This is a genomic window from Streptomyces sp. CBMA291, assembly GCF_014596525.1.
GTDB lineage: Bacteria > Actinomycetota > Actinomycetes > Streptomycetales > Streptomycetaceae > Streptomyces.
This window is the reverse complement of sequence record NZ_MSJP01000018.1, coordinates 19494-45912: the sequence shown is the minus strand read 5'-3', so window position 1 is coordinate 45912 and position 26419 is coordinate 19494. Positions and strand designations below refer to the sequence as shown.

At 71.8% G+C, this 26419-nt stretch carries 18 protein-coding genes; 10 read left to right on the top strand and 8 right to left on the bottom strand.

From position 1 onward, the window contains the following. From BU197_RS05225 to katG, 3 genes are all read left to right on the top strand, one after another. Window positions 1-901 (top strand): DUF4139 domain-containing protein (locus BU197_RS05225; RefSeq protein ID WP_188267010.1); only part of this gene is annotated, 901 nt, incomplete at its 5' end. A 5-nt stretch (window positions 902-906) separates the two neighbouring features. Next, complete coding sequence (locus BU197_RS05220; RefSeq protein ID WP_188267009.1) at window positions 907-2493, top strand: DUF4139 domain-containing protein; 1587 nt, start codon at window positions 907-909, stop codon at window positions 2491-2493. A 195-nt stretch (window positions 2494-2688) separates the two neighbouring features. Next, entirely contained in the window at window positions 2689-4878 is a 2190-nt protein-coding gene (gene katG / locus BU197_RS05215; RefSeq protein ID WP_188267008.1) for a catalase/peroxidase HPI, read from the top strand. A 95-nt stretch (window positions 4879-4973) separates the two neighbouring features. Here the strand turns inward: katG and BU197_RS05210 are convergent, their stop codons facing one another. Beyond that, complete coding sequence (locus BU197_RS05210) at window positions 4974-5840, bottom strand: DUF1684 domain-containing protein (RefSeq protein WP_188267007.1); 867 nt, start codon at window positions 5838-5840, stop codon at window positions 4974-4976. Between the two features lie 442 nt (window positions 5841-6282). Next, a complete protein-coding gene (locus BU197_RS31435; RefSeq protein WP_188267006.1) occupies window positions 6283-7962 on the bottom strand; it encodes a carbohydrate binding domain-containing protein in 1680 nt (559 codons plus the stop codon). A gap of 611 nt (window positions 7963-8573) precedes the next feature. Here BU197_RS31435 and rox point away from each other — a divergent pair. After that, on the top strand, window positions 8574-10010 hold the full coding sequence (gene rox, locus BU197_RS05200) for a rifampin monooxygenase (RefSeq protein ID WP_188267005.1): 1437 nt from the start codon (window positions 8574-8576) through the stop codon (window positions 10008-10010). 68 nt (window positions 10011-10078) lie between these two features. Here rox and BU197_RS05195 read toward each other — a convergent pair whose 3' ends face one another. The 6 genes from BU197_RS05195 to BU197_RS05170 form a co-directional block, all read right to left on the bottom strand. Continuing rightward, window positions 10079-10975, bottom strand: coding sequence for a geranyl diphosphate 2-C-methyltransferase (locus tag BU197_RS05195; protein WP_188267004.1), 897 nt, complete (start codon window positions 10973-10975; stop codon window positions 10079-10081). A gap of 3 nt (window positions 10976-10978) precedes the next feature. Next, a complete protein-coding gene (locus tag BU197_RS05190) occupies window positions 10979-12274 on the bottom strand; it encodes a family 2 encapsulin nanocompartment cargo protein terpene cyclase (protein ID WP_188267003.1) in 1296 nt (431 codons plus the stop codon). Window positions 12275-12379: 105 nt separating this feature from the next. Next, complete coding sequence (locus tag BU197_RS05185; protein ID WP_188267002.1) at window positions 12380-13792, bottom strand: family 2B encapsulin nanocompartment shell protein; 1413 nt, start codon at window positions 13790-13792, stop codon at window positions 12380-12382. Window positions 13793-14106: 314 nt separating this feature from the next. Beyond that, window positions 14107-14616 carry a DUF1269 domain-containing protein gene (locus tag BU197_RS05180; protein WP_188267001.1) on the bottom strand — a complete coding sequence of 170 codons (510 nt, stop codon included), beginning with the start codon at window positions 14614-14616 and terminating at the stop codon, window positions 14107-14109. 16 nt (window positions 14617-14632) lie between these two features. Next, complete coding sequence (locus BU197_RS05175; RefSeq protein ID WP_188267000.1) at window positions 14633-15727, bottom strand: chemotaxis protein; 1095 nt, start codon at window positions 15725-15727, stop codon at window positions 14633-14635. A 65-nt stretch (window positions 15728-15792) separates the two neighbouring features. Next, window positions 15793-16284, bottom strand: a complete 492-nt coding sequence (locus tag BU197_RS05170) for a DUF1269 domain-containing protein (protein WP_188266999.1) — start codon at window positions 16282-16284, stop codon at window positions 15793-15795. A 411-nt stretch (window positions 16285-16695) separates the two neighbouring features. Here BU197_RS05170 and BU197_RS05165 point away from each other — a divergent pair, with 411 nt between their 5' ends. From BU197_RS05165 to BU197_RS05140, 6 genes are all read left to right on the top strand, one after another. Next, window positions 16696-20772: a bifunctional nitrate reductase/sulfite reductase flavoprotein subunit alpha gene (locus BU197_RS05165; protein WP_223183726.1), complete on the top strand. Its 4077-nt coding sequence runs from the start codon at window positions 16696-16698 to the stop codon at window positions 20770-20772. Between the two features lie 369 nt (window positions 20773-21141). Next, the gene (locus BU197_RS05160) at window positions 21142-21783 is read left to right on the top strand and encodes a beta-glucanase (protein ID WP_188267014.1); all 642 of its coding nucleotides are present in this window, start codon (window positions 21142-21144) and stop codon (window positions 21781-21783) included. 248 nt (window positions 21784-22031) lie between these two features. Next, window positions 22032-22202 (top strand): hypothetical protein, encoded by a 171-nt coding sequence (locus BU197_RS05155; protein ID WP_188266997.1) that lies wholly within the window; start codon window positions 22032-22034, stop codon window positions 22200-22202. A gap of 279 nt (window positions 22203-22481) precedes the next feature. Continuing rightward, window positions 22482-23492: a LacI family DNA-binding transcriptional regulator gene (locus BU197_RS05150; protein ID WP_188266996.1), complete on the top strand. Its 1011-nt coding sequence runs from the start codon at window positions 22482-22484 to the stop codon at window positions 23490-23492. 18 nt (window positions 23493-23510) lie between these two features. Then, the gene (locus BU197_RS05145) at window positions 23511-25106 is read left to right on the top strand and encodes an FAD-dependent oxidoreductase (RefSeq protein ID WP_188267013.1); all 1596 of its coding nucleotides are present in this window, start codon (window positions 23511-23513) and stop codon (window positions 25104-25106) included. 27 nt (window positions 25107-25133) lie between these two features. Further along, the gene (locus BU197_RS05140) at window positions 25134-26417 is read left to right on the top strand and encodes an ABC transporter substrate-binding protein (RefSeq protein WP_188266995.1); all 1284 of its coding nucleotides are present in this window, start codon (window positions 25134-25136) and stop codon (window positions 26415-26417) included. Window positions 26418-26419: the final 2 nt, after the last annotated feature.

Here is a 26419-nt window from a genome sequence, read left to right as displayed (position 1 = left end):
TTTCGCCGCCCCGGCCGAGCCGGGTGCCGCGCCCGGCGCGGCGGCTCCCCCGCCGCCGGTCCCCGGCCCTCCGCGTCCCGGCGCCGACGAACTCGACTACGCCTCCCTCGTCCTGTCCGGCCCGGACGGGCCCCGCGAACGCCGGGGAAGGCTCTTCCCCGGGACGCCGTCCGACCCGGTGGCGGCCGAGTACGGCCACCGCGCCCTGTCCGTGGGCGCGCTGCGGCTGCCCGCGCACGCCGTGCTCCCCCGGGAATCGGCGGGCTCCTTCGACCACCGCTTCGACGCGACCGCCCGGGTCGACGTCCCCTCGGACGGCACCTGGCACACCGTCACGGTCGCCGAGATCCCCGTCGGTCTGCGCACCGAGCACCTCGCCGTGCCGTCGGTGGAGCCGACCGTGTACGCGACCCTGGTGCTCTCCAACGCGACCGGGCAGGCACTGCTCGCGGGCCCGGTCGAGGTGACCGTCGACGGCGGGTTCCTGCTGACCGCCGCCCTGCCGACGCTGGCCCCCGGCGGCACCGGCCGGGTCGGGCTCGGCCCCGCCGAGGGCGTGCGGATCACCCGGAGCACCCGGCTGCGCGAGTCGACCTCGGGGCTGCGCAACCAGACCTCCGTACTCGACCACCACGTCCGGGTGGAACTCGCCAACGGGCTCGCCCGGCCGGTGACCGTCGAGGTCCGCGAGCGGGTGCCGGTGACCTCCGATCCGGACGTACGGATCGAGGAGCACGCCGACTGGAAGACCCCAGGGGACGACGGGCCCGAGCACCACGCCCCCGGCACCCGTGTCTGGCGGGTCGACCTGCCCGCCGGGGGCACCACCGCCCTCGACGGCCGTTACGAGATCCGCATCCCGGCCGGCAAAGCCCTGGTCGGCGGCGCCCGCAGGAGCTGACCCCCATGACCACGCCCATGCGCACCCCCCTGACCGCGCCCGTGCGGACCGCCGCCGCCCCCGTCACCGCCGTCACCTGTCTGGAGGACCGCGCGCACCTCGAACGCGAGGTCGTGCTCGATCTGGAGCCGGGTGTCCACCGGCTGCGCCTCGGGCCCGTCGCCGCGCCCGCCGTCGACCGGACCCTGCACGCCGAGCCGTTCTCCGGCCCCCCGGCGACCGTGCGCGACGCCCGGCTCGTGCGCGCCTGGACCCCGCGCCCCCGCATCCCGGCCGACGACGATTCCGCGCTGCGCCTGCGCGCGAAGGCCCTTGAGGAGGAGTCGACCGCCCTGGAGCGGTCACGTGACCGGCTGCGCACCCGTCTGGACCTGCTGGGCGGGCTCGCCGCCGATCTGCTGCGGGAGATCGGCGAGGGCGTCGGGTTCGGCGAGAGCGAGGTGCCCCGCTGGACCCGGGACCTCGACCGGGTGGACGCCGAGCGGGAGGAGTACGGCGAGCGGCTGCGGACGGCGGACGCCCGCCTCGCGGAGGCCGGCGCCGCACTCGGCGCGGTCCGGGAGGCCCTGGCGCTCGCCGAGGAGGAGCCCGCCGAGCTGACCGCGTACGCCGAGCTGACCGTGGAGGTCGCCGCCGCCGGTCCGGTCGGGCTGCGGCTGAGCCATCTCGTGCCGTGCGCGCTGTGGCGGCCCGCCTACCGGGCGGTGCTCGACGGGGACGCGCTGGCCCTGGAGACCGACGCGATGGTCTGGCAGCGGACCGGGGAGGACTGGTCCGGGGTGCGGCTCACCCTGTCGACGGCCCGGTCCGCCTCGGCCGTCGAGCCGCCCCGTCTGGACGAGGACCGTCTCGTGCTCAAGGACCGTACGACGGCGGAGCGCCGTACGGTCGACGTGGAGCTGCGGGAGGAGGAGATCGGCTCGCTGGGGCCCGCCGCCCCGGTGAACGGTCTGCCGGGGGTGGACGACGGCGGCGAGGCCCGGGTGCTGCACGCGCCCGTGCCGGTCTCCGTACGGTCCGACGGGCGCGCCCACCGGGTGCCGGTCTCCTCGTTCACCACGCCCGCAGGGGTCGAGTTCGCCGCCTCGCCGGAGCTTTCGCCGTTGGTGACCCGGGTGGTGCGGGGCGACAACCGGTCCGGGCACGCGCTGCTCGCCGGTCCGGTGGACCTGGTCAGGGGCAGTGGTTTCACCGGTCGGGGGACGCTCGGCTTCACCGCTCCGGGCGCGCCGTTCGAGCTGGCTTTCGGCGGGGACGACGACCACCGGGTGGTGCGGGAGACGGAGGAGAGCCGGGACACCACCGGGCTGGCCCAGCGGACGGTGGTCACCCGGACGGTCCGGCTCCATGTGTCCCGGTTCTCCGCCCCGGGGGAAGACGGTGACCGGACGCTCGTGCTGCGGGAGCGGATCCCGGTCTCCGAGGTGTCGGCGGTGGAGGTGCGGGTGCGCGCGGAGGTCTGTTCCCCGGTGCCGGACGCGGTGGACGCCGAGGGCGTGGTCCGCTGGGACGTCACTCTTCCGCCGGGCGGTCGCCGGACCGTCACGCTGGTCTACGAAGTGTCGGCGAGCGCCCGGGTCGCGGGGCTCTGACCTGGGCCTGGTCCGTTCCCGCCGGGGAGCGGGCCGGGTTCCCGGGTGGCGGTGCGCCCGCGTGTTCACCGCGCCGTGCGGGCCGTCGTGCGCGACCATACGGACGCCGCGTCGTGTGCGCGAGACCCGGAAGGCGGGGGGCGTCGGGGTGTGCGGCCGGCATTCGGAAAGACCGCGACAGGAAGAAGGACGGACGTGTCCGGCAGCGAGAGCGAGAACCCGGCAATCCCCTCCCCCACCCCCTCCGACGCCCGGCCCATGACCAACCGCGACTGGTGGCCGAACCAGCTGGACCTCGGCGTGCTGCGCCAGAACTCGCCGAAGTCCGACCCGATGGACCCGGACTTCGACTACGCGAAGGAGTTCGCGACCCTGGACGTCGAGGCGCTGAAGCGTGACGTCTTCGAGGTCATGACGGCTTCGCAGAGCTGGTGGCCCGCCGACTACGGCCACTACGGGCCGCTGTTCATCCGGATGAGCTGGCATTCGGCGGGGACGTACCGCATCGAGGACGGGCGGGGTGGCGGCGGCGCGGGTGCGCAGCGGTTCGCCCCGCTCAACAGCTGGCCGGACAACGCCAGTCTCGACAAGGCCCGTCGGCTGCTGTGGCCGGTGAAGCGGAAGTACGGCCGGAAGATCTCCTGGGCCGATCTGCTGGTGTTCGCGGGCAACTGCGCCCTGGAGTCCATGGGCTTCGAGACCTTCGGGTTCGGGTTCGGCCGTGAGGACATCTGGGAGCCCGACGAGGTGTTCTGGGGTCCCGAGGACACCTGGCTCGGCGATGAGCGCTACCGGGGCGACCGGGAGCTGACCGGCCCGTTCGGTGCGGTGCAGATGGGTCTGATCTACGTCAATCCGGAGGGCCCCAACGGCAATCCGGACCCGATCGCCGCCGCGCGTGACATCCGGGAGACGTTCGGCCGGATGGCGATGGACGACGAGGAGACGGCCGCGCTGATCATCGGCGGCCACACCTTCGGCAAGTGTCACGGGGCCGTCGACCCCTCGTGTCTCGGCCCGGAGCCGGAGGGGGCGCCGCTGGAGCAGATGGGCCTCGGCTGGCGGAACACCTGTGGCAGCGGCAAGGGCTCCGACACGCTCACCAGCGGTCTCGAAGGCGCCTGGACGGCCAAGCCGACCACCTGGGACAACGGCTTCCTCGACCATCTGCTGGGCTACGACTGGGAGCTGACGACGAGTCCCGCCGGGGCACACCAGTGGAAGCCCGTGGACCCGGCTGCCCAGGACGTGGTGCCGGACGCGCACGACCCGTCGAAGCGGCACTTCCCCATGATGCTGACGACGGACCTGTCGCTGAAGCTGGACCCGGTCTACGGTCCGATCGCCCGGTCCTTCCACGAGGACCCGCAGCGGCTCGCGGAGGTCTTCGGAAAGGCCTGGTACAAGCTGCTGCACCGGGACATGGGGCCGGTCTCGCGCTATCTGGGGCCTTGGGTGCCCGAGCCGCAGCTGTGGCAGGACCCGGTTCCCGAGGCCGGTCATCGGCTGGTGGGGGAGAAGGACGTCGCCGACCTCAAGCGTACGGTCCTCGCCTCGGGTCTCTCCCTCTCGCAGCTGGTCACCGCCGCCTGGGCGGCGGCGGCGAGCTTCCGGGGCACGGACAAGCGCGGCGGTGCCAACGGGGCCCGGATCCGGCTGGCGCCGCAGAAGGACTGGGAGGTCAATGATCTGCCGGAGGTGCGGGAGACCGTCGAGACCCTGGACCGGCTCCGGAGCGCCTTCGGCGAGGGGCGCGGTGACGGGGTGCGGATCTCGCTCGCCGACCTGATCGTCCTCGGCGGCTGCGCGGCGGTCGAGCGGGCGGCGCGGGACGCGGGGCACGAGGTCACGGTGCCGTTCGCGCCGGGCCGTACGGACGCTTCGCAGGAACAGACCGATGTGGAGTCGTTCGCGGTGCTCGAACCCCGGGCGGACGGTTTCCGCAACTATCTCAGGGCGGGCGAGAAGCTCTCCCCCGAGACGCTGCTGCTCGACCGGGCCAGTCTGCTGACGCTCACTCCGCCCGAGATGACGGTGCTCGTGGGCGGCATGCGGGCGCTCGGCACCGGTTTCGCGGGGAGCGGGCACGGCGCGTTCACCGACCGGCCTGGCGTCCTGACGACCGACTTCTTCGTGAACCTGCTGGACATGGGCACGGAGTGGAAGCCGTCGGTGAACGACGAGAACGTGTACGAGGGCCGGGACCGGACGAGCGGGAAGGTCCGCTGGACCGCCACCGCCGTCGACCTCGTCTTCGGCGCGCACGCCGAACTCCGCGCGCTTTCGGAGGTCTACGCCTCCGCCGACGGGGACGGCAAGTTCGTGCGGGACTTCGTGGCGGCGTGGGACAAGGTGATGAACCTGGACCGGTTCGACCTCTCCTGAGGCCCCGCTCCCCGAGGCGCCCGCCCCGGCCGACCGGAGAAACCGACCGGCCGGGGAAGGCGCTCATACGGGGCTGCCCATGTGCAGGGCCGTGTTCACGCGGTGACGGCTCCGCGCTCCAGGGGGATCTTCTCGCCCGCTTCGACGGCGACCGGGAGCCGGTTCTCCGCGGGGGGCAGCGGGCAGGTGGCGAAGTCGGTGTACGCGCAGGGCAGGTTGGCCGCGCGGTTGAAGTCGAGCAGCACCGTGCCGTCGGGTCCCGGGAGGTCGACCCGGAGGGTGCGGTTGGCGGCGTAGGTGGTGAGGCCCGAGGTCGCGTCGGTGAAGAGCACGGTGAGGGCCCCGGGCGTGGAGCCGTTGAAGGCAGTCAGGCTGAACTCCTTTCCTTCGAGCCGGAATTCGACGCGTCCGGGCGCTTCGTACACGTGCTGGATTCCTTCGACGCTGGCGCCGACGGTGGTGGGCCGGGGCTCGGCGAAGGGCACGTACCGGCCGGTGACCGCCCAGCGGGGGTGGGGTGCGTAGACGGGCGTTCCGGCGTAGGCGGTGCGCAGCGGGTGGCCGGGGTGCCGGGGCCGGATCACGTCGTGGCCGCCGCGCCGGGCGACCTCGATGACGGCGTCTCCCCAGACGGCGTCGACGCTGCCGCGCTCGGGGATCTCCCCGAAGGCGTACCGGCCGGTGACCGGTTCCCCGTCGACGAGGAGTTCCTCTCCCTCGGCGAGTTCGACGACGGGTCCGCCGGGGCCGGTCGTCCAGGTGCCGGGGGCGTCGGGGACGGGCTGGGGTTCGTCGGTGAGCCAGGTCAGTCCGGTGATGGCGAGGAAGCCGTGCGGGCCGGCGAGCCGGGCTTCCTTGGCGCGGTGCCATTCCTTCCAGGCGGCGACGAAGCCCTCGGGGACCTCGGCGGTGTCGTCGGGGTGGTCGGTGGTGTGGGGTGCGGGGGCGTTGCCGATGCTCATGGGTCCTCCGGGTGTGGGCGCGCGGGTGGGCGCGGTCGCAGGGGGCGCTGCACGCGGAAGGCCGCCCGCACCGGCGTCGACGGCCCGGGAGGGCGCGCCGAGGGCGGTGTCTGGAGGGTGTCGGGGGTCGCGCGGGGGCGACGGCCGGCTGCCGGGACGAGGGCCTCGGTGTCAGCCGGAACAGGACGTGGTCGTGACGCGCGCGTAGTCCACATGGCGGCGCGTCACGAGCAGGGTCATGGGCTCAGCAAAGCACAACACCCGGGCCCCGGGCCAGTGGCCGATGGTTCCCGGCCATCCGCCCGGGGCCCGGGAAACGCGCGTCCGGAGCCGCCCGGCCGCCTCGCGGCGGCGGACGACCCCGGACGGGGTGCGTCAGGTCGACGTGTCCGGCCCCGGCGGGCCGGACGCGTCGGGATCAGCGGTTCAGCGGTTCAGCGGTTCAGCGGTTCAGCAGGGACTTGACGTTGTCGCCGAAGGTCCAGCCCTTCGAGCCGTCCCAGTTGATGGACCACGTCATGAGGCCCTTGAGCGAGCCGTTGAACGTGTTCCACGCCTGACTGACCAGGCTGGGCGCCATGTAGCCGCCGCCCGCGCCGGGCTGCGCCGGAAGGCCGGGCACCTGCTTGTCGTACGGCACCTTGATGGTGGTGCCCTGGATGGTCAGGCCGTTGTTGAGGCAGGTGGTCTGAGCGGCGAAGCCCGCCACCGTGCCGGCCTGGTACGAGTCGCCCGAGCAGCCGTACATGCTGCCGTTGTAGTACTGCATGTTCAGCCACCACAGCTGGCCGTTGTCGACGTACTTCTTGATGATCGGCAGGTACGAGCCCCAGATGGAGCCGTAGGTGACGCTGCCGCCGGTGACGTACGCGGTCTCGGGCGCCATCGTCAGACCGAAGCCCGCCGGCATCTTGGCGAGCACGCCGTCGATGATGCGGATCAGGTTGGACTGGGAGGCGGACAGGGTGTTGATGTTGCCGCTGCCGGACAGACCGGTCTCGATGTCGATGTCGATGCCGTCGAAGTTGTACTTCTTGAGGATCGGGACGACCGTCTCCACGAAGCGGTCGGCGACCTTGCTCGACGACAGGTCGATGCCCGCGGCGGCGCCGCCTATGGACATCAGGATCGTGGCGCCCTTCGCCTTGGCCTCACACATCTCGGCCGGCGTCGACACCTTCACGCCCGCGTCCATGCCGTCCTCCCACAGGACGGTTCCGTCCGAGAGGATCACCGGGAAGGCGGCGTTGATGACGTTGTAGCCGTGCTGGGGGAACCGGCTGTCGGTGATGGGAACCCAGCCCATGCCGGGGTGGACGCCGTTCGAGGCGCCGTCCCAGTTCTCCCAGTACCCCTGAAGCACCTTGCCGGTCGGCTTGGGCTTCGTGGCACAGGTGGAGCCCGGAGGGTCGGTCGGAGGCGTGGTGGGGGGTGTCGTGGGCGGGGTGGTGGGGGGCGTCGTGGGAGGAGTGGTGGGCGGGGTGGTGGGAGGAGTGGTGGGCGGGGTGGTGGGAGGAGTGGTGGGCGGCGTGGTCGGCGTGCCGCCGGGGCCGGTGAGCGACACGTCGTCCGCGTAGTACGCGGGCGTCCCGTACCAGCCGTGCAGGTAGACCGTCACCGAGGTGGTGTTCGCACCGGTGGTGAAGTCGACGCTGAGTTCGCTGTACGACGAGGAGCTGGGCGTCCAGGTCTGCGGCTCGCTCGTGGCTCCGGTGCCGGTGGCGCCGAGGTAGACGTAGCTGCCCTGGACGAAGGCGCTCAGCGTGTACTTCGAGTTGGGCTGCACGCTGACCGTCTGGGTGCACTGGGCGTTGCCCAGGCCGGACGGGGTGGCCTTCAGCGCGGACGAGCCGGAGTGCGCCGGGCTGCCGACGACCGCGCCGGAACCGTTGGCGCAGGACCATCCGGAAAGTCCGGCCTCGAAGCCGGAGTTGGTCACCAGATTGACACCGGCGGCACCGGCCGAGGCGGAGCCGGCCAGGGTGACACCGGCACCGATGACGGTGGCGGCGCTCACTCCGGCGAGCGTACGGGTCAGGACGGTCGAGCTGCGCCGAGTCCGGACGGCGGTGGGATGCCCGCCATCCGCTCCGGGCAGAGTACGGATCCTCCGACGGAACATGCTGTGCTCCATTCTCGCCACGTGCCGTGGGCGTGAGCGTGCGTGTGGGGGGATGTGGACGCACGGCCCCGGATGAACGGGAGAGACGCAGTGCGGCGATCGACGGGATCGTAGAAGGGGTGACCGGGCCCGTCAATAGGTCTGGACCAAAGGCGAACGGCCATCGCCTGTTCGCCTTGTCGGAACTTGACAGACCGGGCGCCGCGCGGCGAATCGCCTGATCGTGCTCCCGGTCCACCCGCACGAGACGGCCGGCCCGACCACGGATACGCGCCCGTCTGGCTCGGCGTCAGCGACGGGTCCGGCGCGATGCCCCCCGCCCACGAGACACACGAGTCAGGCGAAGCGGCAACCGGAAGTCGATGGGGGGCGCCGTACTGCGGCGATGTCGCCGCGTCGGACGGGAAGTCGGACGGGAAGTCGGATCGGGAAAGGGCTCAAGGAGTACGCCGACTCCTCGCCACTTTCAAGATATAGCGCACAGGGGGCCTTGCCACAAGGCCCCGGGGGTGCGCCAGAATCGCCGGGCCAAGCGATGGACCGCGTTCTTCGGAACCGCGCGGAAAATACGCTTCCAAGGCACATCGGAATATCGAACGGGGCTTTTTCTCATGATCGATGTGATCATCGCCGGTGCCGGTCCGACCGGTCTGATGCTCGCCGCCGAACTACGGCTCCACGGCGTGGACGTGCTGGTCGTCGACAAGGAGAGCGAACCGACCCGCCAGTCGAGGGCCCAGGGTCTGCATGTGCGCAGTATCGAGGTGATGGAACAGCGCGGTCTGCTCGGCCGTTTCCTGGAGCACGGCCGGGAATTCCGTGTCGGCGGTTTCTTCGCCGGTCTCGGCACTTCATGGCCCGAGGATCTTGACACGGCGCATTCCTATGTCCTCGGCATCCCGCAGACCGTCACCGAACGGCTGCTCGCCGAGCACGCCGTGGAGGCGGGCGCCGAGATCCGGCGCGGTCGGGAACTCGTCGGTCTGGAGCAGGACGCCGAGGGCGTCTCCGTCGAGTTCGCCGACGGCACCCGGCTGCGCGCCCGGCATCTGGTCGGCTGCGACGGCGGGCGCGGTACCGTGCGCGGGCTGCTCGGGGTCGGCTTCCCCGGCGAGCCCTCGCGGGTGGAGACGCTCCTCGGCGAGATGGAGCTGGACACGCCCGCAGAGGAGGTGGCCGCGGTCGTGGCCGAGGTCCGCAAGACCCATCAGCGGTTCGGCGCCATGCCGCTGGGAGAGGGGGTGTACCGCGTGATCGTGCCCGCCGAAGGGGTGGCCGAGGACCGTTCGGCGGCGCCCGGCATCGAGGAGTTCCGCTCCCGGCTGCGGACGTTCGCGGGCACCGACTTCGGGGCGCGGGCACCGCGCTGGCTCTCCCGCTTCGGCGACGCCACCCGGCTCGCGGACCGCTACCGGGTCGGCCGGGTGTTCCTGGCGGGGGACGCGGCGCACATCCATCCGCCGACCGGCGGGCAGGGGCTCAACCTCGGTGTCCAGGACGCCTTCAACCTGGGCTGGAAGCTGGCCGCGGAGCTGGCGGGCTGGGCTCCGCAGGGGCTCCTCGACAGCTACGAGGCCGAGCGGCGTCCGGTAGCCGCGGAGGTCCTCGACAACACGCGGGCGCAGATCCAGCTGATGTCGACGGAGCCCGGCGCCGTGGCCGTACGGCGGCTGCTCGCGGAGCTGATGGAGTTCGAGGAGGTGAACCGGCATCTGATCGAGAAGATCACCGCGATCGCGGTCCGTTACGACGTCGGCAAGGGCCACGAACTGCTCGGCAGGCGCCTGCGGGACGTACGGCTGAAGGAGCACGGGCACCTGTACGGGCTGACGCACGCCGGGCGCGGGCTGCTCCTGGACACCACCGGGCGGCTTTCGGTCGCGGGCTGGGAGGACCGGGTCGATCATGTCGTCGACTCCGTGGCCGCCGGGGAGCCGGACGTGCCCGCCGTGCTGCTGCGTCCGGACGGGCATGTGGTGTGGGTCGGCGGGGAGCAGCGGGATCCGGCCGGGGCGCTGCGGAGGTGGTTCGGCGCGGCGCGGGGCTGAGCGCGCCGGAGGGCCGGGCCCGTCGGACGACGGGCCCGGCCCCCGGGGGACGGCGCGACGCAGCCGGTTCAGACGCGGTCGGCCGCGATCAGGACGTACTGGAAGGAGCCGTCCTTGTAGGACTCGATGAAGGCTTCCTCGATGCCGGTGACCAGCGACGAGGTGGCGCGCAGCTCCCAGTAGGGCAGGGTGTCCGGCGTCAGGTCGACGACGGCCTGCGGGACGAGCCGGTTGTCGGCCATGGCGCGCAGGTACTCGCGGCGGGAGTGGATGTTGCACTCGAAGTGGGCGTTGATCTGGGAGACCCACTTGGAGGGCTGGCCGTAGCGCGGGTTCCAGCAGCCGGTGATGGTGACGTAGCGACCGCCGACCTTGAGGAAGCGGGAGTGCTCGGCGAAGAGGTCGTCCAGGTCGACGTACATGGTCGACTCGTTGTTCCAGGAGGCGGTGATGCTGCCCTTCTCGAACGGGGTGTCGAGCATGTTGCAGACCTGGGCGTGGACGTGCGTGTCGATGCCCAGGTCCTTGGCGCGCTGGTTGCCGAACTCCGCCTGGGTGGAGGAGAGGGTGACGCCCTCGACCTTGCAGCCGAAGCGCTGGTGGGCCATGACGCTCGAACCGCCGCGGCCGCAGCCCGCGTCGACGAGGGTGTCCGTGGCCGCGATCGGGCCGAGGTGGTCCAGGAGGACTTCCGCCTGGGCCGACTCCAGCCGGTGCAGCTCCGTGATCAGCTTCTTCTCGTATTCGCTGTCCTCGATGGAGCCGAGGGAGGCGTGGTCCACGGCACCGATGCCGTAGTGGTGGTGGTACAGCCCGTCCACATCGCCGAGGCGCAGGTTCACCGGCCGGGCCTCGGCGTTCCAGTAGCGGGCGATGTCGCCCTGGTAAGGCGTCGCCGGGTTCGGGACGAACGCGGCGGTGTCGTTGGCGGCGGTGAACTCGGTGCTGGTCACAGAGGATTCCATTTCTTACCAGAAATCGGGCAGGCTGTAGCGGTAGGTGTTGGTCTGGTGCCAGTAGTGGTTGCCGTCGACCCAGGCGGCGACTCCGCGCAGGAAGCGCTGCACGGTGGGGACGGGGCAGGCGAGGGCGAGGGCGGCTGCCTCGCTCTCGAACGCGTGCATGAGGTCGTTGTGGACCTCGACCGCCTTGAGGTAGCCCTCTCGGTCGGAGAGTCCCTCGCGCTCGGCGATCACCACGGGCAGGTTGAGGTGGGTGCCGGGGCTGTCCAGTTCCTTCATGTACGAGTAGAGGTCGTTCACGATGGTCGTGGCGTTTCCGGCCAGGGCGATGACGCGTTGCATGGCGGACTGGGCGTGCAGGTCGGCGGGGAGTTCGTAGCCGCCGATGGAGTCCGTGAGGGTGGGGCAGGGGCGGAAGTTGTTGAACTGGCGCATCGCCAGGTACTCCCACACCTCCGGCATGTACTCCGTCTCGGACCAGGCGGCTTCGGCCAGATAGCCCATGTGGAGCCGGGCCATGTCGTGCCGGTACCGGTCGGCCTGGGAGGGCGTGACCTGGCGGACGAAGTACTCCATGGCGGAGCGGTACGCGCGGCGCGGGGCGTCGGCGTGCAGCGACTCGGCCCAGCGCGGCGCGTACTCCTCCGTGGTGTGCAGCGGGTCGAGCGCCGTGTGGGCCAGGAGCAGCCTGCCGCCGAGTCCGACGGGCGAGCCGCCGTGGTCCTCGCAGTAGCAGTCGTCGACGGCGTTCTCCGCGACCATCAGCCGGGTCGCGAGCATCACGTGGTCGACGCTCGGGGCGTCGGGGTGGCAGGCGACCATGTAACGCCCGACGGAGAAGCCGTCGAACTCGCCTTCCCAGTCGTCGGGGAAGAGCTGGACCTCGTCCACGGCCCAGTCCTTGATCCGGCGGCTGACCTCCTCGACGCGTACGGGGTCGGGTTCGGCGATGGGGTGGAAGTAGAGGCCGGGGACGGGCCGGCCCGCGACCGGCGCCGGGGGTTCCGGCGCGGCCGGTGGCTCCGGGTGCCGGGCCAGGGAGAGGGTCGCCGTGCCCAGACCGGTGGGCCCGCTCGGGAGCCATCCCGGGGCCGGGGTCCCGGCGGGGGTCGGCGTGGGCGCCGGTGCCGCCTCGGGAGCCGGGACGGCCGTCGGCACCGGGGCCGTCGGAGCGGTCGCGGCGGCGATGACGGCCGTGCCGGCGGGTGCGTCGGCGAGCACCTCGGCGAGCGCCCGGGACCCCAGGAGGACCGCGACGGAGGGCAGGCTCGACGGTAGAGGGGAAAGCCCGGGTTCGGGCATCCGTGACTCCTCGGTGAGATGGGTGGACTGTCCCGGATTCCCGGGCGTTCTCGGGGCGCCCGGGAATCCGGGCCGTCAGGGCCGCGCGGGGGCCGGACGGCTCGGCTAGTCGCGCCTGCGGGCGATCTGCACGTTCTCCAGGACGCCGAGCGCGTTGGGCACGAGGATGGCGGCGGAGTAGTACGTGGTGACGAGGTACGACATGAGCGCCTGCTCGCTGATGCCCATGAAGCGGACCGAGAGACCGGGCTCGTACTCCTCCGGAAGTCCGGTCTGGCGCAGGCCGATCACGCCCTGGTTGTCCTCCCCGAGACGCATGGCGAGGATGGAGGTGGTGTTCTCCTTGCTGATCGGGATCTTGTTGCAGGGCAGGATCGGGACGCCGCGCCAGCTCGGGATGCGGTGGCCTTCGAGGTCGATGGTGTCGGGGTAGAGGCCCCGGGCGTTCCACTCGCGTCCGATCGCCGCGATCGCCTTGGGGTGGGCGAGGAAGATCTTGGTGCCGCGACGGCGGGAGAGCAGCTCGTCGAGGTCGTCCGGGGTGGGCGGGCCGGAGTGGGTCTGGATGCGCTGCTTGAAGTCGGCGTTGTGGAGGAGGCCGAACTCGCGGTTGTTGATCAGCTCGTGCTCCTGGCGCTCGCGCAGCGCCTCGACGGTGAGCTTGAGCTGCTCCTCCGTCTGGTTCATCGGCCCGTTGTAGAGGTCGGCGACGCGGGTGTGGACCCGCAGGACCGTCTGGGCGACGGAGAGTTCGTACTCGCGCGGCTTCAGCTCGTAGTCGACGAAGGCGCCGGGGAGTTCGACCTCGCCCTTGTGGCCGGCCGACATCGCGATCTCGGCCTCGCCGTGCTTGTTCTGGCGCTGGAGCGGGAGCGAGCTGAATTCCTGGATGTGGGCCTGGAGGTGGGGGGCCGTGGCGAGGACGGCGGCGAACTCGGCGCGGGAGAGGGTGAGCAGGGTGCCGGGGGTTTCGGCGGTGGCGGTGTAGTCCCATGTGGCGTCGGCGTCGAGCAGGGCGTTCTCGCCGAACCGGTCGCCGTCGGCGAGGACCGCGACGGCGACCTCGTCACCGTACTTGCCGGTCGAGCTCTGGTTGATCCGGCCGTGGGCGACCAGGTGGATCTCCTCGGCGGGCGTGCCGCGCTGGACGATCACGTCTCCGGCGTTGAAGTCGCGCTGGACGCAGCGTCCGGCGAGCGCGGTCAGCACCTCCTCGTCCTCGAAGCCGCGCAGGAGGGCGAGTTCACCGAGTTCGCGGGGGATGACCCGGACACGGGCGCCGTCCTGGACGAATTCGATCCGCCCGTCGCCGACGGTGTAGCTGAGCCGACGGTTCACCCGGTAGGTCCCGCCCTTGGTCTCCACCCAGGGGAGCACCCGCAGCAGCCAGCGGGAGCTGATCTCCTGCATCTGAGGGGCGGACTTGGTCGTGGTCGCGAGGTTCCGGGCCGCCGCTGTGCTCAGGCTGGACTGCTTCGGCGTCTCCTGCTGCGCTTCCGGGCTGGTGTCAACGGTCATGGGGCGGGCTCTCCTTGGGAGGGGTGCTGACGGGCGCAAGGGCGCGCCGGTCGGTGAAGAGGAGAAAAAGGGGGAAAGCGGGAGGAATCTCCGGGAATCCGTCCAGATCCCGGGGAACAGTAACTGTTCACACGCCCCACAGGCCCCATCGGATCGGCCGCGTTACCTCGAATCAGTGATCTTGTTAGGCAAGAGGTTTGAGTCAACTGATGTCGATTTTCAGATGACCTGACCGGTACAAGCCGATACGACCGGCCCGGCCGCCCCCTCCGAAGGGAGGGCGCGGCCGGGCCGGTCGTACGGGAAGGGCGGGGTCAGCCCTCCTCTTTCGAGGCGGGGCCCGCCAGCTGCTCGGCGAGTTCCCGCTCGCCCTCCTCGGGGAGCGAGGTCTTGAGGACGGTGCCGCCGTACTGCTCCATGGCCGCGACGAACCGGTCCTCGGTGAGCTTCGAGGCCATGATCACGACGGCGGCCCGGCCCGGTTCGAGTACGGAACGGACCTTGTCGCGGAAGGAGTTGTCGATGCCCGTCTGGTTGAGCTTGCCGAGCAGCCCGCCGACGGCGGCGCCGATCACACCGATCCCGGGGGTGAGGATGATCATGCCGAGGACCAGGCCCCAGAGGGCTCCGGCGGTGGCCGAGAGGGCGATCTGTCCTTCTCGGCGCGAGGCAGTGTCCACATGGGTCTGCCCCTCGGCGTCGACCGAGACGACGGCCAGGCCCGTCAGGGTGACGACATGGCTGCGTTCCAGCTCCTGGACCTCGGCGAACGCCCGGTTGGCGACGGCGAGATCGTCGTAGCCGAGCACGATGAGTTCGGACATGCGGCTCTCTCCTCGGTCAGTAGCGCAGCACGGCCGCGATGCGGCCGAAGTCGAGCAGGGTGTCCTCGCGGACGAACTGGACCTCGGCGCCGGTGTCGAGGGCCCGTTCGACGATCTCGTCGACCATGTCGTCCCTGGAATCAGGGGACCCCGCCTCCGCCGGTTCCAGATGGTCGCCCTCGTCCCGGACGACCGTGCGGTACTGGTCCTCGACGGCGAGCAGTCTGATCCGCCCGTCCTTCGCCGCCTGCCACACCTCGTCGATGCCGCCGGCGAACTCCCGGCGGCCCCTGGCCGCGTCGAGTTCGGCCACGACGGTGGCCGAGGCGGCGGCCACCCGGGCGAGGCGGGCCGGTTCGACGGCCTCGTGGACGGCTTCGGCGGGGCCGCGCGCGAGCCCGCCGTGCTGGAGGGGAGTGGTGCCCGCGCGAAGCGATCCGGTCTCCTCCAGAAGGGTGAGGGCGGCGGGCTCGCCGAGGACGTAGAGCGGGCGCGGGTCGGCGGCCAGGACCTTGTCCAGGGCCTCGTTGGCCTCGCGGAAGAACTGGCGGGCGGCCTCGTCGCGGAAGGTGCTGGGGACGTCCCCGATCTGCTCCTTGCGCTCCACGTCGGGGTCTTCGAGGCTGCGGGTGAACGGGAAGCCGTTGCCGGTGTGCTCGGTGGTGCGCTCGGGGCTTCCGCTCCACAGCGAGATCCGGTCGGCGGCCACCGCGAGCGCCCAGGAGGGCTGCTCGGCGGCCTGGGCGGCGACGAGGTTGCGGGTCAGGAAGGTCTCGGCGAGGACGACACGCTCGGGGACCGTGCGCGCGACCGTCCAGATCTGGTGCTCGCCCGAGGCGACGTAGACGACGAGGCCGTCCTCCGCGTGCACCAGGTCGACGTCGGCCACCGCGCGGCGCAGCTCCTCCAGGAGTTCGACGCGCCGCTCGCGGCTGATCCCGGGGTCCTCCTGGATCGCCTTCTCCGCCTCGGCCACCAGATTGCGCAGGCGCACGGGGTCCTGGGCGTTGTCCGGCTCGCGGCGGTGCGTCGGCATCACCAGGGACACGGCCGGGTACGGGCGGGGCTGTCGCAGCTTGGCGAGGACGTCGCTGCTGAGCGCGGGGTCCATGAGGGGTCCTTCCTGACGGGTTCTGTCGTGCCTGCGGGGTGGGCGGCTGATCCGGACGGCACGGCCTACCGCTCGGGGCCGGCGAGCCGGTCGGCCAGCTCCCGCTCGTCCTCGTCGCTGAGCGAGGTCTTGAGGACGGTGCCGCCGTGCTGCTGCATCGCTGCGGTGAACTTGTCCTCGGTGAGCTTCGAGGCCATGATCACGACGGCGGCGGTACCGGGCCTGAGCAGCTCGGCGACCTGCTCCCGGAAGCGGTCGTCCACGCCCGACTGGCTGAGCTTGCCGACGAGACCGCCGAGGGCCGCCCCGGTCAGGAGCCCGACCCCGGGCAGCAGGAAGAGAATGCCGAAGATCGCTCCCCACAGGGCGCCGCTCGCGGCGCTGACGCCGACGATCCGGCTGCTGGTGTCGACATGGGTCCTGCCCTCGGCGTCGACGGAGACCACCGCGAGGCCGTTCAGCTGGACGACGTAGTCCCTTTGCAGGTCCTGCACCGTGGCGAACGCCTGCTCGGCCGTCCGTTGATCGTCGTATCCGATGACGATGAGCTCGGCCATATCTCGCCTCCTCGGGGGAAGGGAGCCCTCGGTCTCCCTTCCGTCGGAGAGGTCCGGACGGCCTCTCCAGGGCCACAGGCAGTTATCTTGTCCCGGTTTATCCGCAATCGCGACTCGATACGTCCGGTCGGGGAGGGGGTGCCCGCCCGGCCCTCGGGGCCCGGCACCCGTGGCCCCCGCGTTGGTGAACGGGTTCTCACAGCGCCCGGCGAAGGGCTGTGTGGCCCGTGTTACGGAGGCTGATCGGCAGGGTTGACACGGGCGTAACGGGGGGTCCGTACGGTCGGATCCCGAACGGTTCCACAGAGAGGCTCACCGGTGACCCCACAGGACACGCCGGCCCCCCGGACCGGCCCGCACGGACCCGACCGGGTGCGGACCGTCTGCTCGTACTGCGGCGTCGGCTGCGGACTGGTCCTCGACGTCGGCTCCGGCCCCGACGGACGCCGTACGGTCCTTCGGGCGACCGGCGACAAGGACCACCCCGCCAACCGGGGGCGGCTGTGCACCAAGGGTGCGACCACCGCCGAGCTGCTCGCCGCCCCCGGGCGGCTGACGACCGCGCTCGTCCGGGCGGAGCGGGGCGCCGACCCGGTCCCCACCGGCACCGAGGCGGCCCTCGCCGAGACCGGGCGGCGGCTGCGGGCGATCGTCGACGCGCACGGGCCCGACGCCGTCGCACTGTACGTCTCGGGCCAGCTGAGCCTGGAGGCGCAGTACCTCGCCAACAAGCTGGCCAAGGGCTTCATCGGCACCGACCGGATCGAGTCCAACTCGCGGCTGTGCATGGCGAGCGCGGCCACCGGCTACAAGCTGTCCCTGGGCGCCGACGGCCCGCCCGGCTCCTACGACGACCTCGACCGGGCCGATGTCTTCCTCGTCATCGGCTCGAACATGGCCGACTGCCATCCGATCCTCTTCCTGCGGATGATGGAACGGGTCAGGGCCGGGGCGAAGCTGATCGTCGTCGACCCCCGGCGGACCGCCACCGCCGAGAAGGCCGGGCTCTTCCTCCGGGTCCGGCCGGGCACGGACCTCGCGCTGCTCAACGGACTGCTGTGGCTGCTGTACGAGAACGGGCACACCGACCCCGCGTTCATCGCCGCGCACACCGAGGGCTGGGAGGCGATGCCGCCGTTCCTCGCCGACTATCCGCCGGACGCCGTCGCCCGGATCACCGGCGTCCCCGAGGCGGACCTCAGGACCGCCGCCGAGTGGATCGGCACGGCGGGCGAGTGGACCAGCTGCTGGACCATGGGACTCAACCAGTCCACCCACGGGACCTGGAACACCAACGCCCTCGTCAATCTGCACCTGGCGACCGGGGCGATCTGCCGCCCCGGCTCGGGCCCCTTCTCCCTGACCGGTCAGCCCAACGCCATGGGCGGACGCGAGATGGGCTACATGGGCCCCGGGCTCCCCGGGCAGCGCTCGGCCCTGGTCGCCGCCGACCGCGCCTTCACCGAGGAACTGTGGGACCTCGCCCCGGGCACCCTCCGCGAGACGGGGCCGGGCGGAGGAACCGTCGACCTGTTCCGGCGGATGGCGGACGGCGAGGTCAAGGCGTGCTGGATCATCTGCACCAATCCCGTCGCCTCCGTCGGCAACCGCGCCACCGTCGTCGAAGGCCTGCGCGCGGCCGAACTCGTCGTCACCCAGGACGCGTTCCGCGACACCGAGACCAACGCCTACGCGGACATCGCGCTCCCCGCCGCCCTGTGGGCCGAGACCGACGGCGTCCTGGTCAACAGCGAGCGCACCCTCACGCTGGCCCGGCAGGCGGTCGACCCGCCCGGCGAGGCGCTCGCCGACTGGCGGATCATCGCCGGGGTCGCCCAGGCCATGGGGTACGAGAAGGCGTTCGCGTACGAAAGCGCCGAGGAGGTCTTCGAGGAGATCCGGCGCGCCGGGAACCCGGCCACCGGCTACGACCTGAGCGGGGTGACGTACGAGCGGCTGCGGACCACCCCCGTCCAATGGCCGGCGGCGAGCGGCGGACCGGCGCGGAACCCGGTCCGGTACGTGCCCGCCGACGGCGCGGGCCCCCTCTTCCCGACGGCGAGCGGGCGGGCCGTCTTCCACGCCCGGTCGCACCTCGATCCGGCGGAAATGCCCGACGAAGCCTTCCCGTTCGTCCTGAACACCGGCCGCCTCCCCCACCAGTGGCACACCCTGACCAAGACCGGGAAGGTCGGCACACTCAACCGGCTGAACCCGGCGCCGTTCGTCGAGCTGCACCCCGAGGACGCGGCGCGGCTGGGAATCGCGGCGGACGATCCCGTGGAGATCGCCTCCCGGCGCGGCAGGGCCGTCCTCCCGGCGGTCGTCACCGACCGCGTCGCGCCCGGGAGTTGCTTCGCCCCCTTCCACTGGAGCGACCTCTTCGGCACCGGCCTGGCCGTCAACGCCGTCACCGGCGACGCCGTCGACCCGCTCTCCCTCCAGCCCGAACTGAAGGTGTGCGCGGTGGCGTTGACGAAGTCGCCGGTCCCGGCCGCCGTGGTGCCGCCGGGCGGCGCGGGAGGGGCGGAGGGGGCGCCGGAGTCCGGTGCGCGAGGGACGGACGACGAGGCTCGGGAGGCCCCGGCCGATGACGATGGCGGTGGCGGTGGCGGTGGTGCGACCCTGACCGCGCCCGCCGTCGCCCTGGGGCTCGAAGGGATCGTCCCGCCCGTCCTCTCGGCCGGGGAACGCCAGTACCTCGCCGGTTTCCTCACCGGGGTCGGGCCGGGCGCCCCGGGCATCCCCGTGCTGCCGCCGGGCGCGCCGCTCCGGGCGGAGCAGGCCCGGTGGGTCGACGGCGTCCTGGCGGGCCTGTACTCCCGATTACCGGATCCGACGCCCCGGCGGGGAAGGGACGTCCTGGTCCTGTGGGCCTCGCAGACCGGCACCGCCGAGGGGTTCGCCGCCGCCACGGCCGAGCGGCTGCGGTCGGCCGGGCACCGGGCGGTCCTCGCGGGCATGGACGAGACCGATCCGAAGGCGCTGCCGCCCGCCGCCGACCTGCTGCTCATCACCAGCACCTTCGGCGACGGGGACGCCCCCGACAACGGCTCGGGCTTCTGGGAGGCGCTGACCGCGCCCGGCGCCCCGCGCCTCGACGGACGCCGCTACGCCGTACTCGCCCTCGGGGACTCCGCGTACGACGACTTCTGCGGGCACGGGCGGCGGCTCGACCGGAAGCTCGACGAACTCGGAGGCGTCCGGCTCGCTCCGCGCACCGACTGCGAACCCGACTACGAGCCTTCGGCCCTCGCCTGGCTCGATCAGGTCCTCGCCGGGCTCTCGGACCCGCCCCAGGATCCTCCGGCCACTCCCCTCGCCCCGGCCGGCCATCCGTCCCCCGCCGCCCCTCCGCTCCCGCCGGTCCTCGTGCCCGCCGCGCGCCGCTCTGAGCCGGCCGTCAGCACCGCCCGGCTCGTCGGCAACCGGCTGCTCGGCCGGCCGGGTGCGGGCAAGGAGGTGCGGCGGTTCACCTTCGACACGGGCGGGGACGGGGACCCGCTCCGCTACGAGTGCGGCGACGCCCTCGGAGTCATGCCGGTCAACTCCCCCGGTCTGGTGGCCGAATGGCTCGCCGTCACCGGAATCGACGCGGCGGACCCCGTCGACCTTCCGGGCCTCGGGGCGGTCCCGTTCGGCGAGGCCCTGCGCCGCCGTCTCGACATCACCCGGATCACTCCGGCCCTCCTGGACTTCCTCGCCGAGCGGTCCGGGGGCGCGCCGCCGCGGCTCCCTGCCGGGCAGGACGGTCCGGGACGGCAGGCCGTCGACGTCGTCGCCGAGCATCCCGTACGGGCGACCGCCCGGGAGTGGTCCCGGGTCCTCGGGCGGCTGACACCCCGGTTGTACTCGATCTCGTCGAGCCCGCTGGCCGATCCGGGCCTGATCTCGGTCACCGTCTCCGTCGTCCGCTACGAGAACCGGCACGGCATGGCGCGCAAGGGCGTCTGCTCGACGTTCCTCGCGGACTCGCCGACCGGTGCGGAGGTCCCCGTCTTCGTCCGGCGCGCCGCCCACTTCCGGCCGCCCGCCGACCCCTCGGTCCCGATGGTGATGGTCGGGCCCGGCACGGGCGTGGCGCCGTTCCTCGGCTTCCTCCAGGAGCGGCGCGCGCTCGGCCACCCCGCCCCGAACTGGCTCTTCTTCGGCGAGCGGCACCGCGCCACCGGTTTCCTGTACGAGGAGGAGCTGACGGCGTTCCTGGCCGACGGCACCCTGGACCGGCTCGACACCGCGTTCTCCCGCGACCAGCCGGTGAAGGTCTACGTCCAGGACCGCGTCCGCGAGCAGGGGGCGCGGCTGTGGGAGTGGCTCGGGGCGGGCGCGCACGTCTACGTCTGCGGCGACGCGACCCGGATGGCGAAGGACGTGGACCGGGCGCTGCGCGAGGTCGCCATGGCCCACGGCGGTCTGGACGCGGAGGCGGCGGACGCCTGGATACGACGACTGGCGGCCGACAAGCGGTACGTGCGGGATGTGTACTGACGACGGCCTCACCGGTCGTTCGGGGCCGGAGGCCGGGGGCCGGTGTCGGGGGGCGGGTGGTCGCAGAGGTGACGGTGTCTCCGCGAGGCCGTGCCGCGCGCTCCGGAACCCTCGCCCCAGACCCCTCCGCGCAGGGTCGGCCCGTCCGTCTCACAGGTGGACATGTGACGACTTGTCGCCAACCTGTCGATCTCCACGCATAAGCGGGCCACAGTGGGGCAGATCGCCCGTGGGCCGGTGTGCCCGCGCGAAAGGAGTGTGCCCGTGCTGTCCGACCTCCTCGACCGGTTGTTGAGACGCGGTGCCGGTTCCGCCGACGGTGGGCCCGAAGGGACCGGAAGGGTCGGGCGTCCCAGGACGCCCGGCGAGATCGTCTTCGACGCGGACTTCTCCTCCGCGGAGCAGTGGACGGCAGGTCGGTCGTGGGCGTATCCCGGCGGCGGCCCGACCAATCCGGGGGACAACAAGCTCGACCACCTCGTGGACGACCCCGCGTACAGCCGGGCGGGGCTCTTCCGTGCCACCCGGCGGCCCGACGGCAACTGGGACTCGGGGCTGCTCACCACGGAGGGCAGCCCGGAGGGCTTCATGCTCCAGCCGGGTGACGTCCTGGAGGCGCGGGTGCGGCTGCCGGAACAGACCGGGGCCTGGCCCGCCATCTGGACCTGGCTCGACGGCGGCCAGGAGATCGACGTCTTCGAGTACCACCCCGACAACCCGGACCTGCTCGAACTGTCGAACCGGGTCCGGAGTCGCTACCGCTACTACCGGAGCCCGGAGGTCTGCCCCGGGGCGTGGATCGACCTCCGGGTCGCCTTCGGCTCGCGGAACGTCGCCTGGTGGGTGAACGGCGTACGGGTCTTCGACGACCGGCGCGGAGTGGGCCGCGCCTGGCGGGCCCACATCATCGTGAACCTCTCGGTCTGCGCGGGCCGTTACCACCCCGCACCCGACGAGGCGACGACGGAGATGTCGTACGAGGTGGCGTCGCTGCGGGTGTACCGGGACTGAGACGGCGAGGGATTCTCGGGTGATGTTCGAGTCGGCGCCCCGGAGCTGAGCCCCCGGGGCGCCGCGATGCGGTCGCCTCTGCGGCGTCGGGCGGTCGAAGCGGGCTGCCGATACCCCGCCCGGAGCGTTCGGCGCCGGGGGTCCTGACCCGCTGGTGTCCACCCGAGCCGGTGGGCCAGGCGGCGGACGAGCGCTCCCCCGCCCTGCCCTGACCGCCGTGAACGGCGGGTCCAAGGACTCCGGTCGGCTTGCCGAGCAGCCGGATCGGCGTCGCCGCCCGTCCGGCCACCCGCCCAGGCATGGGCTGGGCCGAGGCGCGTTCCCGGGCGATCCACCGGGAGGCGATCGCCCAAGTAGCCGCCCGTGTCGGCGAGTTGCTCCCGACCGGCCCGCACTTCCGCGAGGCTCACAGACGGTAGTCGACGCAAGGGTCCGGGGAAGGTCGCCGAAGTTCGGGCACCGCCCCGCCTGGCAGCGGGTGCGCAGATGAACGGATCCTTGCCACCTCGGGAACACAGGGGCGGGGCAAATCGCCCAGTGTTCCGATATATCGATCGCTCACCTTGGTTTTTCAAGATCCCTGGCAAAGTCGATCAGGACCGTTGACACCGCGAAACGGCCCGAGTAGCGTCACTGATCACCGAGCTGATAATACGTATTATCAGCGATGGCTTCCGCAGCCTCCGGAGGAGTTCCCCGTGCCAAGGATCACGCAGCGTGACATCGCTCGCCTCGCCGGCGTAAGCCAGGCGGTGGTCTCGCTCGTGCTGAACAAAAGGACCGACGCGACGACCCGCATCGCTCCCGAGACCAGACAGCGCGTCCTCGACGTGATCCGTGAGACCGGGTACGCGGCCGACCCCGTGGCCCGTCGCATGGTGCGTCAGCACAACCAGATCATCGGCGTGTTCACCTACGAATCGGTGTTCCCGAACACCAGCGGCGACTTCTACTACCCGTTCCTGCGGGGCATCGAGGAGCGTGCCGAGCAGCTCAGGCGCGACCTGCTGCTGTTCACCAGCGCTCCGGTCACCGACGGGCGCCGCAAGGTGTTCCACGAGAACAACCGGCTGCGGATCGCCGACGGCTGCATCCTGCTCGGCCGGGACATCCCCCACGACGAGCTGGCCCGGCTCAACAGCGAGAACTACCCGTTCGTGGCGGTCGGCCGACGCGACGACGCGGGTGGCCCCGTGCCCTGCGTGGGAGCGGACTACGCCGCCGCCACCCGGCAGCTGGTCGAACGGGCCAGGGAGCTGGGGCACCGGGAGTTCGCCTACGTCGGCGCGGGAGAGGGAGCGGAATCCGCCGACGACCGGATGAACGGGTTCCGCGCCGGCACCCGAGGGAGCGGCCTGCACGAGCGGACGGCCGGCCGGTCCGCGGGGGAGACCCTGGACGCGCTGCTCGCCGCCGGAGTGACCGTCGCCGTGGTCGAGGGCTACGACGACGGGATCGCCCTGATCCGGGCCGCCCGGGAACGAGGCGTCGACGTGCCAGGTGACCTGTCGGTCGTGGTGACCGGCGTACCGGCCGAATCACCCGACCCCGACATCGCGAGCACCGGCTTTCGCATTCCACGCCGGGAGATGGGCTGGCAGTCGGTGGAACTCCTCGCCGCCTTGCTGGAAGACGAGTCGACCACCCCGCTCCAGCGGCTCCTGCCGTGCCACTTCGTCGAGGGGCAGACCCTCGGCGAACCGAGATAAGGACCATTCTTGACTGAGATACGCAGCGACGTGCTGGTGGTCGGCGGAGGGCTGGGCGGTGTCGCCGCGGCGCTCGCCGCCGCCCGCGCCGGCCGGACCGTGGTGCTGACCGAGGAATTCGACTGGCTCGGCGGGCAGCTCACCAGCCAGGCGGTGCCCCCGGACGAGCATTCCTGGGTGGAGCAGTTCGGCGTCACGGCCAGCTACCGGGCCCTGCGCGACGGCATTCGCGACTACTACCGCCGGCACTACCCGCTCACCGAACGGGCCAGGGCCCGCCTCGAACTGAACCCCGGCGGGGGCTGGGTGAGCAAGCTCTGCCACGAACCCCGGGTCGCGGTGGCGGTCATCTCGGCGATGCTCGCGCCCTACCGCGCCAGCGGGCGGCTCACCGTCCTCCAGCCGTACCGGCCGACCGCCGCCGACACCGACGGCGACCGGGTGACCGCGGTGACCCTGACCCACCGCGACACCGGCGAGAAGATCCACGCCACCGCCGCCTACGTACTGGACGCCACCGAGACCGGCGATCTGCTGCCGCTCACCGGCACCGAGTACGTCACCGGCTTCGAGTCCGCCGCCGACACCGGCGAGCCGAGCGCCCCGCAGGTCGCCCAGCCGCTGAACATGCAGGCCGTATCGGTGTGCTTCGCCATGGACCACGTCGACGGCGACCACACCATCGACAAGCCCGCGGACTACGACTTCTGGCGGTCCTACCAGCCCGAGGTGTGGGGCGGACCGCTGCTGTCCTGGCAGTACCCGCACCCCAGGACGCTGGAGCGCGTCGGGCACGACTTCAGCCCCAACCCCGACGACGACCCGCTGGCGGTCAACGCCGACCAGCGCTTCAATCCCGGCAACGCCAACCTGTGGACGTTCCGCCGGATCGCCGCCCGAGGCACCTTCACCGACGGCGCGTACCCCAGCGACATCACCCTGGTCAACTGGCCGATGATCGACTACCTCGAAGGCCCGGTCCTCGACGTCCCCGACGCCGCCGACCACCTGCGCCGGGCCAGGGAGCTGAGCTTCGCCTTCCTGTACTGGATGCAGACCGAGGCGCCCCGCCCGGACGGCGGCACCGGATTCCCGGGGCTGCGACTGCGCGGCGACATCACCGGCGGCACCGACGGCCTGGCCCAGGCCCCGTACATCCGCGAGGCGCGCCGGATCAAGGCCGACTACACCGTCGTCGAACAGGACCTCTCGCTCGCCGTCCGCGGGGAGCGGGGCGCCGTGCGGTACGCGGACTCCGTCGGCCTGGGCATGTACCGGATCGACCTGCACCCCTCGACGGGCGGCGACAACTACATCGACGTCGGCTGTAGCCCGTTCGAGATCCCGCTGGGCGCGCTCCTCCCGCAGAGGGTCGAGAACCTCCTGCCCGCCGGCAAGAACATCGGCACCACCCACATCACCAACGGCGCCTACCGGGTCCACCCGGTCGAGTGGAACATCGGGGAGGCCGCGGGCGCGCTCGCCGCCTTCTGCCTCGCCCACGACACCCGCCCCCGCGCCGTCCGGGAGAACCCCGAGCTGCTCTCGGCCTTCCAGGACCAGCTCACCGCGGCCGGCGTCGAACTTCGCTGGCCTGACATCACCGGCTACTAGGCCTCCACGCAACCGAGGGAGAACACCATGCAGATACGAAGAGGGCTGACCACGGTCGCCGCCGCGATGTCCGCGACGCTGCTCCTGGCCGCGTGCGGTGGAGGGGACTCGAAGGGCGACAAGGGTCCGGTGACCCTGCGGATGACGGTCTGGACGTCCAACAAGCCGCATCTGAAGCTCTTCAACGAGATAGCCGCCGAATACAAGAAGACCCACCCCGAGATCAAGGACATCAAGTTCGACCCGCTGCCGTTCGAGACCTACAGCACGGCGCTCACCACCCAGATGACCGGCGGCAACGCCCCCGACCTCGCATGGGTCTTCGAGACGGACGCGGCCGACTTCGTCAGCTCCGGGGCGCTGATGCCGCTCGACGACACCCTGAAGCAGACCAGCGGCTACCAGTACGACGACCTGATCCCGAGCACCACCAAGCTCTGGGAGAACGACGGCAAGCTCTACGCGTACCCGTTCTCCACCTCGCCGTTCGGTGTCTTCGTCAACCGCGACCTGTTGCAGAAGGCCGGTCAGAAGACCCCGGACCAGCTCGTCAAGGAGGGCAAGTGGGACTGGTCCACCGTGCTCGCCGAAGGCGCCGAGGTGCACCGCTCCACCGGCAAGGCCGGCATGGTGATCCGTGACTTCGAGTACAAGGACTGGGGCAACGCGGCCTCCTTCTGGGGCGGCTGGAAGGCCGAGCCCTGGAGCGCCGACGGCAAGACCTGCACCTTCGACAGCAAGCCGATGGTCGACGCGATGACCGCCCTGCACAAGGGGATCTTCAAGGACAAGGCGATGCCGGGCCCCGGCGAGTCCGCCGACTTCTTCACCGGTGACGCGGCGATGACCATCACCCAGATCAGCCGGGCGTCGCTGCTTGAGGGCGCCTCGTTCAAATGGGACCTGGTGCCGCTGCCCGCCGGACCGAGCGGCGACTACTCGGTGATCGGCCAGGCAGGCATCGGCGTGGTCAAGCAGGGCGGCCACAGCAAGGAGGCCAAGGACTTCCTCGCCTACTTCACCAACCCGCAGAACTCCGCCAAGCTCGCGGCCTACTTCCCGCCGCCCCGGAACTCCCAGCTCACCGCCGAGAACCTGGCCAAGACCAACCCGCTGCTGAAGAACGAGCAGCTCGAAAGCGTGGTCGTCGCCGGGGTCAAGAAGGGCGTGGTCAAGCCGGGCCACGTCGGCCAGGCCGAACTCGCCCAGCGGGTCCGCGCCGGACTGGACCCGCTGTGGAAGCCGGACGCCGACGTCAAGGGCGTCCTCGGCGACCTGTGCAAGAACATCTCCCCGCTGCTGGAGAAGTGACC